The 15116-nt window shown below is 46.2% G+C and carries 12 protein-coding genes; 6 read left to right on the top strand and 6 right to left on the bottom strand.

The annotated features are described in order from the left end of the window. Nucleotides 1-31: 31 nt before the first annotated feature. From tig to EK374_RS13005, 6 genes are all read left to right on the top strand, one after another. Nucleotides 32-1342 (top strand): trigger factor, encoded by a 1311-nt coding sequence (tig, locus tag EK374_RS13030; protein ID WP_127024305.1) that lies wholly within the window; start codon nt 32-34, stop codon nt 1340-1342. Nucleotides 1343-1509: 167 nt separating this feature from the next. After that, complete coding sequence (gene clpP, locus EK374_RS13025; RefSeq protein WP_206099202.1) at nt 1510-2133, top strand: ATP-dependent Clp endopeptidase proteolytic subunit ClpP; 624 nt, start codon at nt 1510-1512, stop codon at nt 2131-2133. Nucleotides 2134-2198: 65 nt separating this feature from the next. Then, on the top strand, nt 2199-3473 hold the full coding sequence (gene clpX / locus EK374_RS13020; protein WP_127024302.1) for an ATP-dependent protease ATP-binding subunit ClpX: 1275 nt from the start codon (nt 2199-2201) through the stop codon (nt 3471-3473). Nucleotides 3474-3656: 183 nt separating this feature from the next. Continuing rightward, nucleotides 3657-6053 carry an endopeptidase La gene (gene lon, locus EK374_RS13015; RefSeq protein ID WP_127024299.1) on the top strand — a complete coding sequence of 799 codons (2397 nt, stop codon included), beginning with the start codon at nt 3657-3659 and terminating at the stop codon, nt 6051-6053. 209 nt (nt 6054-6262) lie between these two features. After that, nucleotides 6263-6535 carry a nucleoid-associated protein HU-beta gene (hupB, locus tag EK374_RS13010; RefSeq protein WP_008898812.1) on the top strand — a complete coding sequence of 91 codons (273 nt, stop codon included), beginning with the start codon at nt 6263-6265 and terminating at the stop codon, nt 6533-6535. A 187-nt stretch (nt 6536-6722) separates the two neighbouring features. Then, complete coding sequence (locus tag EK374_RS13005) at nt 6723-8636, top strand: SurA N-terminal domain-containing protein (protein WP_127024296.1); 1914 nt, start codon at nt 6723-6725, stop codon at nt 8634-8636. Nucleotides 8637-8703: 67 nt separating this feature from the next. On the opposite strand, the gene EK374_RS13000 is transcribed toward EK374_RS13005, so the two are convergent. Genes EK374_RS13000 through pspF form a run of 6 tightly spaced genes read right to left on the bottom strand, consistent with a single transcriptional unit; the run spans nt 8704 to nt 15069 of the window. Continuing rightward, nucleotides 8704-9474, bottom strand: coding sequence for an ATP-binding cassette domain-containing protein (locus tag EK374_RS13000; RefSeq protein ID WP_127024293.1), 771 nt, complete (start codon nt 9472-9474; stop codon nt 8704-8706). Then, on the bottom strand, nt 9471-10463 hold the full coding sequence (locus EK374_RS12995) for a peptide ABC transporter ATP-binding protein (RefSeq protein ID WP_127024290.1): 993 nt from the start codon (nt 10461-10463) through the stop codon (nt 9471-9473). Before EK374_RS12995 ends, EK374_RS13000 begins: the two co-directional genes overlap by 4 nt. After that, on the bottom strand, nt 10463-11356 hold the full coding sequence (locus EK374_RS12990) for an ABC transporter permease subunit (RefSeq protein ID WP_127024288.1): 894 nt from the start codon (nt 11354-11356) through the stop codon (nt 10463-10465). Before EK374_RS12990 ends, EK374_RS12995 begins: the two co-directional genes overlap by 1 nt. Before the next feature lies 1 nt (nt 11357). Continuing rightward, nucleotides 11358-12377 carry an ABC transporter permease gene (locus EK374_RS12985; protein ID WP_206099201.1) on the bottom strand — a complete coding sequence of 340 codons (1020 nt, stop codon included), beginning with the start codon at nt 12375-12377 and terminating at the stop codon, nt 11358-11360. Beyond that, nucleotides 12374-13990: an ABC transporter substrate-binding protein SapA gene (sapA, locus tag EK374_RS12980; RefSeq protein ID WP_127024285.1), complete on the bottom strand. Its 1617-nt coding sequence runs from the start codon at nt 13988-13990 to the stop codon at nt 12374-12376. Before sapA ends, EK374_RS12985 begins: the two co-directional genes overlap by 4 nt. After that, nucleotides 13987-15069, bottom strand: coding sequence for a phage shock protein operon transcriptional activator (pspF, locus tag EK374_RS12975; protein WP_127024282.1), 1083 nt, complete (start codon nt 15067-15069; stop codon nt 13987-13989). The genes sapA and pspF overlap by 4 nt, the downstream gene beginning before the upstream one ends. Nucleotides 15070-15116 lie beyond the last annotated feature (47 nt).

Genomic DNA, 15116 nt, shown 5'->3' with positions numbered 1-15116 from the left:
GAGACGCCCGATTTGATTTTGAGGTAACAAGATGCAAGTTTCTGTTGAGACCACACAGGGTTTAGAACGCCGTTTGACTATTACTGTTCCAGCTGCTGCCATCAGCACTGAAGTAGAAAAAGAATTAAGAAATATCGCGAAAAATCGCCGTATTGACGGTTTCCGTCCAGGCAAAGCGCCTGTTGCGATGATCAAAAAAATGTTTGGTCTGTCTGTATTACAAGACGTGGCTTCACGTCAGATGCAAAACCATTTCTATCAAGCCATCATTGCGAACAAATTAACTCCTGCTGGCGCTCCTACTTTTGCTCCAGGCCAACTGGCTGAAGGCAAAGACTTAGAATTCGCAGCAACTTTCGAAGTGTATCCGGAAGTTCAATTGAACGCTCTGGACAAAGTTGAAGTGACTAAGCCAGTTGTTGAAATCACTGCTGAAGACTTAGAGACCATGTTAGGCACTTTGCGTAAGCAACATGCAACTTGGGCAAAAACTGAAGCTGCAGCAGCTTCAGGTGATCGCGTGATCATCGATTTCGTAGGTTCTATCGATGGTGAAGAGTTCGAAGGCGGCAAAGCCTCTGACTTTCCACTAGAACTGGGCCAGGGTCGTATGATCCCAGGTTTTGAAGACGGAATCGTCGGCAAAAAAGCAGGTGAAGAAGTGACTGTTGAAGTGACTTTCCCTGCTGAATACCACGCTGAAAACTTAAAAGGCAAAGCAGCTAGCTTTGCTGTAACGGTAAAAGCAGTTGAAACTCAGCAGTTACCAGAAGTAAATGACGAGTTCGCGAAGCTGTTCGGTTTAGCTGAAGCTACTGTTGATGCGTTAAAAGTTGAAGTGAAAAAGAACATGGAGCGCGAGCTGAATAACAGTATCAAAGCTCGCGTAAAAGATCAGGTGATCAAAGGTTTGTTAGCAACTCACGAAGTTGAAGTGCCACAAGCTCTGATCGACAGCGAAATCGAAGTATTACGTCGTCAGGCGTTACAGCGTTTTGGCAACAACCTGGATCCGAAACAATTACCAGAACTGCCAGCTAGTCTGTTCACTGAACAAGCCAAAGACCGCGTGAAAGTAGGTCTGTTATTAGGTGAAGTGATCAAAACAAACAGCCTGCAGGTTGAAGATGCCCGCGTACAGTCTCTGATTGAAACTGTTGCTTCTGCGTATGAGGATCCACAAGAAGTGATCCAGTACTACAACAGCAACAAAGAACTGTTACAAGGCATGCGTAATGTTGCTTTAGAGGAGCAGGCTATTGATCTGGTTCTGACTAAAGCGAAAGTAACAGAAGAAAAAGCCAAGTTTGATGAGATCATGAATCCACAAGCTGCAAACTAAGATTTGACATCTGTTTGTCAGGCAGTTTTAATGGCTCGAACATCATAGTTCGGGCCATTTTTATTTGTAGCTGTCGTACTGGACGCTCCAGCATTGTCAACAGTGCGAAGCAACGCCAATGACCAAGGCTACAGAAAGCCCCTCTTTTCAATGAAGGAAATCGCATTATGGCATTTGAGCCGAGAATGAATGAGTTAGTGAATGCCTTAGTTCCTATCGTGATCGAACAAACCGCTAAGGGTGAGCGCTCTTTTGATATTTATTCACGTTTATTAAAAGAAAGGGTGATTTTTTTAACTGGCCAAGTCGAAGACCATATGGCCAATCTGATCGTCGCTCAGCTGTTATTTTTAGAATCTGAGAACCCGGACAAAGATATTTATATCTATATCAATTCACCGGGCGGTTCTGTCACTGCTGGTATGTCGATTTATGACACCATGCAATACATCAAGCCAAATATCGCCACTGTATGTATCGGTCAGGCTTGCAGTATGGGCGCGTTCTTATTATCAGGTGGTACTAAAGGCAAGCGTTACTGCTTACCCAATGCTCGTGTGATGATCCACCAGCCATTAGGTGGTTTCCAGGGCCAGGCCACAGATTTCGAAATTCATGCCCGTGAAATTTTGCATATCAAAGAGAAATTAAACCGTTTGATGGCAGAGCATTGTGGCAAAACTTATGAACAGGTTTGTAAAGATACAGAGCGCGATAACTTCTTAAGTGCGCAGCAAGCCTTGGAATATGGCCTAATCGATGCCATATTAACGCAAAGGGATGCGAAGTAAGTTTAATTCAGAGATGGTAAAGGGCGCGAAGCCGGCCATCTCTATGTAGTGAAAGAGGAAGTTACATGTCTGATCATCGCTCTGATGGCGAGAAAAGCAGCAAGTTGTTGTATTGCTCTTTTTGCGGCAAATCACAACATGAAGTGCGCAAACTGATTGCAGGCCCACAGGTTTATATCTGTGATGAATGCGTCGATTTATGCAACGATATTATTCGCGAAGAAATTAAAGATATTTCGCCAAAACGCGACAGCAATAAATTGCCAGTGCCAAAAGAGATCCGCGCCCACCTGGATGATTACGTCATAGGTCAGGACCATGCGAAGAAAGTTCTGGCGGTAGCAGTCTACAACCACTACAAGCGTTTACGCAGCATGCAGCATAAACAGGACGTTGAGCTGAGCAAAAGTAACATTCTGCTGATTGGCCCTACAGGTAGCGGTAAAACTTTATTGGCCGAGACCTTAGCCCGTTTACTGGATGTGCCTTTTACTATGGCCGATGCCACCACCTTAACCGAAGCGGGTTATGTCGGTGAAGACGTTGAAAACATCATCCAGAAGTTACTGCAGAAATGTGATTACGATGTAGAAAAAGCCCAGCGTGGTATTGTCTATATCGATGAAATCGACAAAATTTCTCGCAAGTCAGACAACCCTTCGATCACGCGCGACGTATCAGGTGAAGGTGTACAACAAGCACTGTTAAAACTGATTGAAGGTACTGTGGCTTCGGTTCCGCCTCAGGGTGGCCGTAAACATCCACAGCAAGAGTTCTTACAGGTCGATACCTCAAAAATTCTATTTATTTGTGGTGGCGCCTTTGCTGGTCTGGATAAAGTGATTGAACAGCGTTGCGCTAAAGGTTCAGGCATAGGTTTTGGTGCTGAAGTGCGTGCAACCTCACAAAGCCGTACTCTGACTGAAAGCTTTAAAGATGTGGAACCTGAAGATTTAGTCAAATACGGTTTAATTCCAGAGTTTATTGGTCGTCTGCCAGTGGTGGCGACTTTAACTGAGCTGGATTTAGCTGCATTAATGCAAATCTTAAGCGAGCCGAAAAACGCTCTGGTGAAACAGTTTGGTGCCTTATTCCAGATGGAAGATGTCGAACTGGAGTTCCGCGAAGATGCGCTCAAAGCCATAGCGCAAAAAGCCATGGAACGTAAAACCGGCGCCCGTGGATTACGCTCTATCGTCGAAAATGTCTTGCTCGATACCATGTACGACTTACCGTCTATGGAACATGTCAGCAAAGTCGTCATTGACGAGACGGTGATCCGCGGCGAGTCTCAGCCGATATTAATATACGAAACAGTAGAAGCTGCTGCTTCTCAGTAAGTGAAAAAGTCTGGCCGATAAGAACGGGGTCAGGTCACATTGGCAACAAATACGTGATCTGCCCCCATTTTACAGACCCATTTTAGAAGTCCATATTTTTTGCTAACTCATTGAAGTGACATAAACAGCCCCCATATACTGTTGAATCATGTCACCTGCAGTAAATAATTCGAGAGAGATTTCATGACAGTAGCAAAGACTGAACGTTTGCATATGCCAGTATTGGCATTAAGAGACGTGGTCGTTTATCCGCATATGGTGATCCCGCTGTTCGTTGGCCGGGCTAAATCCATCAAATGCCTGGATGCCGCGATGGAAAAAGAGAAACAAATCTTTTTAGTTGCGCAAAAAGACGCCACGCTGGATGACCCTAAAGATACTGATCTGTATCGGGTTGGTACTGTCGCCACTATTTTGCAATTGCTCAAGCTTCCTGACGGCACGGTCAAAGTGCTGGTGGAAGGGGGCAAGCGTGCTCAATTGGTTGAGTTTACCGACACAGAAGACACCTTCGCCGCTTATGTTGATTTAATTCCGACACCGGAAATGGACAGCCGCGAGCAGGAAGTGATTCTGCGCTCTGCTGTGAATCAGTTTGAAGGTTATATCAAGCTGAATAAAAAAATCCCGCCTGAGGTGCTGACAGCGCTTTCTGGCATAGATGACGCTGCACGTCTGGCGGATACTATGGCGGCTCATATGCCGTTAAAAGTGGACGACAAGCAGAAGGTATTAGAAATCATTGACGTGACGGAACGATTAGAGTTCCTGATGGCGATGATGGAAAGTGAAATCGACATTCTGCAGGTGGAACGCCGTATTCGCAGCCGTGTCAAAAAGCAAATGGAAAAAAGCCAGCGCGAGTATTACCTGAATGAGCAAATGAAAGCCATTCAGCGTGAACTGGGCGAACTGGAAGATACACCGGATGAATTTGAAACCCTGTCGAAAAAAATCGAACAGGCGCAAATGCCGGAAGAAGCCCGTACTAAAGCTACGGCTGAACTGCAAAAGCTAAAAATGATGTCACCTATGTCGGCCGAAGCCACAGTGGTGCGCAGCTATATCGACTGGCTGACCAATGTGCCATGGAAAAAACGCAGCAAGGTGAAAAAAGATCTGGCTGGCGCAGAGCGTATTCTGGATTCAGACCACTATGGCCTGGATAAAGTCAAAGAACGCATCCTTGAATATCTGGCAGTACAACAGCGCGTTAACAAATTAAAAGGCCCGATCTTATGTTTAGTCGGACCTCCAGGTGTAGGTAAAACTTCACTGGGCCAGTCTGTGGCTAAAGCGACAGGCCGCAAATATGTGCGTATGGCGTTAGGTGGGGTACGTGATGAAGCGGAAATCCGTGGTCACAGACGTACTTACATTGGCTCTATGCCGGGCAAAATTATCCAGAAAATGGCCAAAGTCGGAGTGCGTAACCCGCTGTTCCTACTGGATGAAATTGACAAAATGGCATCAGATTTCCGCGGTGATCCAGCAGCGGCTCTACTTGAGGTGTTAGATCCTGAGCAAAACACAGCCTTCTCTGATCACTATCTGGAAGTAGATTACGATTTATCTGACGTGATGTTTTTTGCCACATCAAACAGCTTAAATATTCCGGCCGCTTTACTGGACCGGATGGAAGTGATTCGTTTGGCGGGCTACACCGAAGATGAGAAGCTGAATATTTCCAAACAGCATCTGATCAACAAACAAATTGAACGCAATGGCTTAAAACCTCATGAAATTGAGATTGAAGACAGCGCTATTATCGGCATTATCCGTTATTACACTCGTGAAGCTGGGGTACGTAGCTTAGAGCGTGAAATCTCCAAGTTATGCCGCAAAGCAGTGAAAAACATTCTGCTAGATAAAAACCTGAAGAAAGTGGTGATCAACCAGGATAACCTGGAAGATTTCTTAGGTGTACAACGTCATGACTACGGTAAAGCGGAAGACAGCAACCGTATCGGTCAGGTCACAGGTTTAGCCTGGACTTCTGTCGGCGGTGATTTGCTGACGATTGAAGCGGCCGCTGTGGTTGGTAAAGGCAAACTGACCTACACAGGCTCTTTAGGCGATGTGATGAAAGAGTCTATTCAGGCGGCTATGACAGTGGTTCGAAGCCGTGCTGAAAAGCTGCGTATCAACGAAGACTTCTATGAAAAACGTGATATTCACGTGCACGTGCCAGAAGGCGCCACACCAAAAGATGGTCCAAGCGCTGGTATAGCTATGGTGACAGCTCTGGTGTCCAGTTTAACGGGCAACCCGGTGCGGGCTGATGTGGCCATGACAGGTGAAATTACCTTACGTGGTGAAGTTCTGCCTATAGGTGGTCTGAAAGAGAAGCTGCTCGCTGCCCACCGTGGTGGTATAAAGCGGGTTCTAATCCCTCATGACAACGTTCGGGACTTAAAAGATATTCCGGACAACGTCAAAGGTGACATTGAAATTCGTGCAGTAAAATGGATTGACGAAGTGCTGGAACTGGCTCTGCAAGAGCCGCCAACAGGCATGTCGGTGCTTGAAGTGGAAAAAAATCCAGCAAAAAGCAAAAAAAGCATAAAAAATCCGGCTTAGGGGCTTTTCAATTGCTCTGGCTGTGTTAAGTTATGGGCAGTTTCGACGCAGCCCTTGCCCAGCAAGGGTTGTGGCCTAACAGAATTTTTTGTAGTGCGTCGTTTTGTGCTTGCAAGCCCACATCAGGCTTGATATAACAAACGCGCTACTACGACAAACCAAATTTACTGTAGTTGTTGAAAATAATAACAATTGAAGGGGATGATATTGTGAACAAGTCTCAACTTATCGACAAAATCGCTGCTGGTGCAGATATTTCTAAAGCGGCAGCTGGTCGTTCTCTGGACGCGTTCATCGACGCTGTTACTGAGGCTCTTAAGGAAGGCGATTCAGTAGCCTTAGTTGGTTTTGGTACATTTGCAGTTCGCGAGCGCGCTGCACGTTCAGGCCGTAATCCACAAACTGGTGAAACTATCCAAATCGCTTCTGCGAAAATTCCTTCGTTCAAGCCAGGTAAAGCGCTGAAAGACAGCGTAAACTAAGCTGAACGCTTGGCTGTTGCGGCCAAGCCTACGAAGCTGATGGTTCTGCGTGGCTCAAGGCCACAGGCAGAGAAAAGCAAAACGCATTAAGCCTGACGCTGCCACAGCTTTTATGAAAAAGGCGTATCTGCTAAGATGCGCTTTTTTTTTAAGACAACCAAAAGTTGCCAAAAGAGACGTAGATATAATGTTAGAAAAGATCAGAGAAGGTTCGCAGGGCATGATCGCCAAGGTCATTCTTGGCTTTGTGATCCTGACGTTCGCTTTAGCCGGGGTTGGCAGTTATCTTGGCAACACCAGAGAAGCACCTGTTGCCACAGTCAACGGCGATGAAATAACTAAAGTTCAGTTCGACACAGCCTATCAAAACGAAAGAGCCAGAATGCAACAGCAGTTTGGTGAAATGTTCGGCATGTTGTCAGCTGACAGCAACTATATGAGCAATTTCCGTAATTCAGTGCTGGAAAAACTGATAGACGAACAATTACAACGTCAATTAGTTAGTCAACTGGATCTGATGGTCAGCGATGATACGTTGCGTGACACTATTCGTGCTATGCCTGAGTTTCAGGTAGACGGCGTATTCAACAATGACCGTTATATAGCGCTGCTGCGTCAAAATGGCTATGAACCAAATCAATTCCGTGATTATTTGCGTGCGCAAATGTCAGCAAACCAGTTGGTGGTTGGTGTAGCGGGTTCAGAATTTGCAACAGTGTCTGAAATGCAGTTGTTGTCTAAATTACAACAACAAAGCCGTGATATTCAGTACGCTGTGTTAAAAGCTGCCGATTTTGCCTCTGCTGTTGAAATTAATGATCAACTGCTGCAGGACTATTATCAAAGCAACACCAATCAGTTTGTATCGCCAGAAACAGTCTCAGTAGATTATGTGCAGTTAACAGCTGCTGATATCGCCAAGTCTGTTGTAGTGGCGGATGCTGACTTGCAGGCTTACTACGATGCGAACCAAGCGCGCTATCAAACCGAAGAACGTCGTCGTGTGTCACATATTTTACTTGAGTCTGCCGAAGACGATGCTGAGATCAAGGCCAAGGCTGATGCTTTAGCTGCTCAGTTACAGCAAGGTGCTGACTTTGCTGAGTTAGCGAAAAAAGAATCTGCCGATACCTTTTCTGCTGAAAAAGGCGGTGATTTAGACTTTATCGAAAAAGGCGTGATGGATGCAGAGTTCGAAAAGGCAGCTTATGCCTTGGCGAAAGCTGGTGATATAAGCCCTGTGGTGAAAACTGAGTTTGGTTACCACATTATCAAACTGACAGAAGTTCAGCCTGGTTTAACCAAAGCTTTTGCTGATGTAAAAGAGCAAATTCTGGCGACAGTAAGAGAAGAAAAAGCGGCTGAGAAGTTTGCCGATCTGCAACAATTGTTAGGCGAGAAAAGCTTTGAAATTGCTGACAGCCTGCAAGAAGCTGCAGAAGCTGTAGGTACTAAAGTCGTATCAGTACCAGCCTTCAGTCGCTCAAATGCTCCAGCTGAGTTAGCCGCACCTAAGGTGCTTGAGACCTTGTTCTCCGAAGACTTTATCAGCGCCGGCGTGAACAGTGACGTGATTGAAGTGGCTCCGCAGCAGGTTGTGGTCGTCAGAGTGAATTCACATCAGCCTGAAACCACGAAGAAGCTTGACGAAGTCAAAGACCAGGTAAAAGCAGCTGTCATCGCAACGAAGAGTTCTGAGCTGGCGAAAGCGAAAGCTGAAGCTTTATTGGCGGAAGTTGTTGCAGGTAAAACGTTATCTGAAGTAGCTGCTGCTGCAAATCTGACACTGGAAACTAAAGCAGCTGTCACTCGTTTTGGTGGTGATATTGATTCAGATATCCGCACTAAAGCCTTTGAACTGGCGAAACCTGCTGAAGGTCAACCTGCTACTGTGGCTATGTTAAATATGGCCAGCGGTGACGCGGCTTTGCTTGCTGTGACTAAAGTTACAGAGATTGAAGTCACCAGCAAACCGTCAGTAGAACAGTTACAACAGTATTCAGATCAGAAAGCACAAAGTAGTTTTGCAGCTTTAGTGGCCGCATTAAAAGCCAATGCTGAAATTACCCGCTCGCTGCCAGCTGCGACAGTAGACGAATAATCCATCTATTTGTCAGCGCATAAAAAAACCAACCAGCGGGTTGGTTTTTTTATGGCCAATAGTACATTTAGCTCTGAGCACTTTTAATTAATTTTCTGCTGTAATCGTGTTGAGGGTTATCAAATACCTGATTGGTTGGACCATAATCCAGCGCTTTGCCCTGATGTAACACCAGCATGCTGTCACTGATATGCCGCACCAAACGCAGGTGGTTGGTGATCAGCAGATAAGACAGGCCTGTGTTCTTTTGCAACTCCAGCAGCAGATTAACAATCTGAGCCCGCAACGATGGGTCCAGCGCTGTTAAAGCTTCATCCAGTATCAGCAGCTTAGGGTCCATAATAAGGGCCCTGGCGAGCGCTACACGCTGTAATTGCCCCCCTGAGAACATATGAGGGTAATAATCGGCGTGTTCTTCCATTAAACCCAGTTGCTCTAAGGTTTGGTGAATTTTGTCCTGGCGTTGTTCTTGGTCCATTTTTGTACTGTAGCGCAATACATCGTCCAGCATTTGTCCTACTTTATGGTGAGGATTTAATGATCGTGCCGGGTCCTGAAAGATGTAACGAATGACGTGGTTGTATTTTTTATAATCACTAATGGTGACGGTATTACCGTCGAGCAGTATTTCGCCACTATCTGGTGTTTCAATACCTACCAACAATTTTGCCAGTGTGCTTTTGCCTGAGCCGGTTTCACCAACAATAGCCAGTGTTTGTCCCGGATAAATCGTAAAGCTGATATCAGACAATGCCTGAATGGTTTTACGACCAAAGATCCCCTGGGCCTTTTGGTAACTTTTATACAGCTGCCGGATCTCCAGCAATGGGGTGGTCATAGCTTTTTACCCTGCAGCGGAAAATGACAACTGAAGTAGTGATTTTGCTGGCGCTCCAGCACAGGTGTTTTGACACACTCCTTGCGGGCATTGGGGCAGCGGGGCCCCAAACGACAGCCTATAGGTAAATGCTGTAGTGTAGGAATGCTGCCATGCAAGGCATACAAAGGTTGCTTACTGGCTAGCTCTGGCTGAAATTCTGGCACGCTTTTGATCAGTGCATCGGTATAAGGATGTAAGGGCGATTTAAGAATAGTGGCCGTTTCGCCTGCTTCAACCAATTGGCCACAATAGAGCACACTTAAGGTTTGAGTATTGCGCGCTACAGTTTCAAGTTCGTGGCTTATTAATAAAATAGACATGCCTTTGAGCTGGTTAAAGCTGGCCAGCAAGCGGAATAACTGTGCCTGAGTGGTGCTTTCCAGTGCCGTTGTTGGCTCGTCGGCGATTAATAACTTTGGTTTTTTCGCTATTGCCATGGCGATCATGATTTTCTGACAAACCCCTTCAGGCAACTGATAAGGATAAGAGTTAAAAATAGCCTGATGGTCGCGAATGCCCACTTTATGCAATAAGGCTATGGCTCTTTTGCGGCGCTCAAAAGGCCGGCTCCACCAACTGCCACCAAGCTCTGAATCCGGTATGGCTTCAAGTAACTGCTCCAGAATCGGGGCTGTAGGGTCCATACTCCGGCTGGGTTCCTGATAGATCATCGCTATATCGCGGCCAATGATTTTGCGCTGTTCTTCATAAGACAAACGCAATAAATCCTGGCCCGCCCAGCTGAATCTGTCTGCGGTGATATGCCATCTTTTATTCAGCACACCTACTATGGCCTTGGCAATTAAGCTTTTACCTGAACCTGATTCGCCAACTAAACCCCGAATTTCGCCTTCACGTATGGTCAGATTGACTCTGTCGACTGCGCGAATTAAGCCTTCCGGAGTTTCCAGCTCTATCGTCATATTTTTTATATCGAGCAGAATCATCAGTTTTCCCGCCGCTTTTTCATCGCTGTGCGCAAGCCATCACCCACCAGATTCACCGACAAGACGGAAGCAAATACCAGAATACCTGGCAGTGCTATGGCCCATGGTGCCAGATAAATTAAGTCCAGCGCGTCTGCTATCATCACACCCCATTCGGATGTCGGTGCCTGAGCACCTAAACCTAAAAAGCCTAAGGCTGCTATATCCAAAATAGCGGTAGAGAGTGCCATGGTCGCCATGACGGTTAAGTGCTCCCAGATATTAGGCAACACCGCATAACGCAATACCTGCCAATTGGAAGCGCCATCCAGCCGATAGGCCGCCACATAATCCTGTTTTAAGGTGTCTTGTATCGCATTACGAATACCGTGCACAAACTGCGGTAACAGTGCCAGCATAATGGCCCAGGTGGTGTTCCACAGGCCAGGGCCCAACACTGCCACTATAATGATGGCCAGTAGCAGGGAAGGGATAGTTAATGCTAAATCCAGTACATGGTTAAAAATGCTTGATTTAACACCTTTGCTCATACCCGCCATGGCGCCTAAGGCCAGACCCATCAGCAAAGATCCAATCACAGTAACCAGGGCAATACCAAAAGTATAAGTAGCACCTTTCATCAGGCGCGACATTAAATCACGGCCTAAATCATCAGTACCAAAAGGGTATTGCACTAACCCCTGATCGCTCCAGGACGGTGCCAGCAGTAACAGATCAGGGTTTTGTAAATAGGGGTTGTGAGGTGTGATCAGTGGCGCTAATAGTGTCAGCAGCAAAAAAAACGAAAACATCACTAAACCAAAAACCGCAGCATGCTGGCGCTGAAATTGTTGCCACAGCTGAGATAATGGTCCGCGGTTATGTTCCTCAAAATACAGCCGGAATTTTCTCATTTTATGCTTTCCTGGCCAGAGGATTAAACAAAGTATGTAGAATTTCAGTCAGCATGTTTACCACTATCACTAAACAGGACACCACTAATAATCCCCCCTGAATAGCCGGATAATTACGCTGATAGATACTGTCCAGCAGCCACTGTCCTATGCCAGGCCATGAAAATATTACTTCAGTAATCATCGCAAGGGTAATCAAGGTGCTGAACTGCAAACCAATCTGGCGTATCACTGGTAATAACGCATTACGCAGACCGTGGTGATACAACACCTGCGCCCGGCTTAAGCCTTTGGCGCGTGCTGTTTTAATATAACTTTGTTCCAGCACAGCCAGCATCGAATCGCGGGTAAAACGGATCATCACAGTCGTAGGGTAGGTAGCAAGCACTATGGCAGGCAATAACAGGTGCCGCAGAGCGTCCTGAATGGCTTCAGACTTATAGCTGATATCGGACAGCCAGATATCCGGTAACATAAAACCTGTAGTTGTCGGGATATCAAACAATACATTAATTCGGCCGGCAGTGGGCAATACACCAAGCGTCAACGAAAACAACATGATAAGCAGCAGCGCCCACCAGAAAATAGGAATGGAATAAGCCACCAGTGTGACCCCAGAGATCAGCTTACCAAAAAAACTATCGGCTTTGACTGCGGCAAATAATCCCAAAGGAATTCCCAGCACAAAAGATAAAATCAGCGCGTAACTTGCCAGCTCTAATGTGGCCGGAAACACCGCGACAATTTCAGATAAAACAGGTTGTTGGCTAGAGAAGGACAGGCCCCATTCACCATCCAGTATACGGTTCACATAGGCAATGTACTGTTGTAACAGCGATTGATCCAAAGCGTAATATTTGATCAGTGCCTGCTGCCGCTCTGGCTGAATGTTGGTCAATCCTGAAACGTTGGTGAGTACATCACCGGGAAACAGGTAACCTAAGCTGAAGGCCAGTACGGTCAGGGCAACAAAAACAAAACCTATTAAAAATACACGGCGTAAAAAGTAATGCAGCATCATAGGGATTTTCTCGCTGCAGCCATTGAAATACCGCCGTAGGGGTTAATGGTCACTCCTGTTACTTTGACACTTTTAGCTTGAAAACGTTTGGAATGTGCAATGCTAACCAAAGGCATTTGTTCATCAAGATACAGTTGAGCTGTTAAATAAAAACTGCGTCGCTGTTTTACATCTGCCGTCAGCAGTGCCTGGTTAATCAGAGTATCAAAGTTAGGATCGCACCAGTTGGCTCTGTTGCTGCCAGACTCTGCTGCACTGCAACTTAATAGCGGGCGGAAGAAGTTATCCGGATCGGCATTATCAGCTGACCAGCCAATCAACACCGAATCATGCTCAAATTCCGAGAGTTTGCGCCTGAAGCTGTTCCATTCAAAAGACACCACAGAAGCCCGTACACCAATTTTTGCGAGGTCAGCCTGCATCAATTCCGCCATTTTAAGCGCGTTTGGGTTGTATAAACGTTGCACTGGCATAGCCCAGATATCCATACGAAAGCCGTTTGGATAACCGGCCTGGGCCAACAGCTCTTTGGCTTTCACCGGGTCGTATTGCTGTTCAGGTAAGTCGTGATAAAAGGCCCAGGACGTTGGCGGCAACAAGGTTTTTGCCTTGTCGGCGTAACCAAAATAGACTGCATCCAAAATGGCGTCTTTATTGATGGCAAAAGCCAGCGCTTTTCGTACCAGCACATTATCAAAAGGAGCTTTTTTGGTGTTAAAGGCCCAAAAACCCACGTTCATACTGGTTTGGCTTTGTACTTCCACATCGGGCCTTTCCGTAATGAGTTTCAGCTCAGCGTTGCGGGGGTAAGCCACTACATCACATTCATGGGTCAGTAGTTTGGCCATACGTTTGGCATTATCCGGCACTAAGTCAAACACCAACTGAGTTAGTTCTGTTTTACCACGCCAGTATTCTGGGTGGCGGTAATAGCGAATAAACTGATCTTTTTTATACTCTTTAAAGAAAAACGGCCCTGTGCCTATAGGTCGTTGATCCAACAGCTCAGGTGTACCTTGTTGCAGTAATTGCTCTGCATATTCAGCAGACAAGATGGCTGCAAAATCAGTGGCGAGATTGGATAAAAAAGAGCTATCAGGACGAGCCAACTCAAAGCGCACTGTCGTGTTGTTTTCGGCGACGACAGCTTTAACCAAAGAACCCCAATCGACACTCTGAAAGTACGGATAGTTTGCACCACCGACCTGGTGGTAAGGATGATCGGATTGCAAAATGCGGTTAAAAGTAAAAGTCACATCCTTGGCATTCAGTGGTCTGGCCGGAGAGAAAAACGCAGTGTGATGGAACTGTACATCAGGACGTAAGGTGAACCAGTAGGTTTTGCCATCATCACTTAAACGCCAGGTTGTAGCCAGAGCTGGCAAAAGCTCACCAGTGAGTGGATCTATGTCCAGCAGGCGGTCATAAAGTTGCTGACTAATCGCATCTATAGTGGTGCCTGAAGTCACACGCTGAGGGTTAAAGCTCTCAGGGGAGCCTTCGGCGCAATACACCATACCTTGTTGAATAGTTTCAGGAATATCAGGCTGGCAGGCACTGAGTATCAACACAGAGCCACAGGGGACCATCAGGCTCAGCAGGGCTTTGATCATTGTTGGCTGTCCAGCAGTTTGTACTTTTTCATATAACCACGTAACTGATGATAGGTCAGATTCAATGCTTCAGCGGTTTTCTTTTGATTGAATTGGCAGGCTGCAAGTGCTTGTTTTATCAAATCCATTTCAAAGTTTTCTGACAAAACTTTAAAATCCTGCACCTGATTAAAATCAAAAGCTGGTGCCGCCTTTACTAAAACGGGAGGATTATCGCTGCTTTGCTCTTTGGATGCTACCACTGCTTTGTCTGGTTGCGGTCTGCGATCTAAAGTACGAACCCGGGTTCTGGGCCTGAACGGTGATTCAAAAGGGTCGAGCTGAATATGATGCACTGGTACATAAGGGTTATTGGTACGGTACACACTACGCTCAACCACGTTTTTCAGCTCCCGCACATTACCGGGCCAATCGTAGTCCAGCAGAACACGTTTGGCTTTTTCGCTGAAACCACTAAAAAGTTCGAACCCTAGTTCGCGTGCCATATTGACGGCAAAATGCTCGGCCAGTACCAGAATGTCTTCCTGCCTTTCCCGCATCGGAGGCAAAGTGATCACATCAAAGGCCAGCCGGTCGAGTAAGTCAGCACGAAATTCACCCAGTTCAGCCATCGAAGGTAAGTCTTCGTTGGTGGCGCAAATTAAACGTACATCCACTTTCACTGAACGACTGCCTCCGACCCGTTCAAACTCGCCGTATTCAATGACGCGCAATAATTTTTCCTGCACCATAGCAGGGGTGTTCGCTAATTCATCTAAAAATAAGGTGCCACCATTGGCCCGTTCAAAACGGCCTTCGTGACGTTTGGCTGCACCGGTAAAGGCACCTGCTTCGTGGCCAAATAATTCACTTTCAAGAAGATTTTCGTTCAGCGCAGCGCAGTTGAGTGTTAAATAATTTTGATCCCAGCGCTGAGACAGGTAATGTAGACGGGCTGCGATCAGCTCCTTACCAGTGCCCCTTTCTCCTATGATCAGCACAGGTTTGTGCAAAGGTGCAATTTGAGAAACCTGATCCAATACGTTTAAAAAACTGTTGGACTGGCCTATTAAGTTATCTTGCTGAAAACTTCTGCTCATCTGGATTCACGAAGTGGTGAAATTAACTAATAAGTAGTGTATTTCAT

The sequence above is a fragment of the Rheinheimera mangrovi genome (assembly GCF_003990335.1).
GTDB lineage: Bacteria > Pseudomonadota > Gammaproteobacteria > Enterobacterales > Alteromonadaceae > Pararheinheimera > Pararheinheimera mangrovi.
The sequence above is the reverse complement of the archived record's forward strand: the minus strand, read 5'-3'. Positions and strand labels throughout refer to the sequence as shown.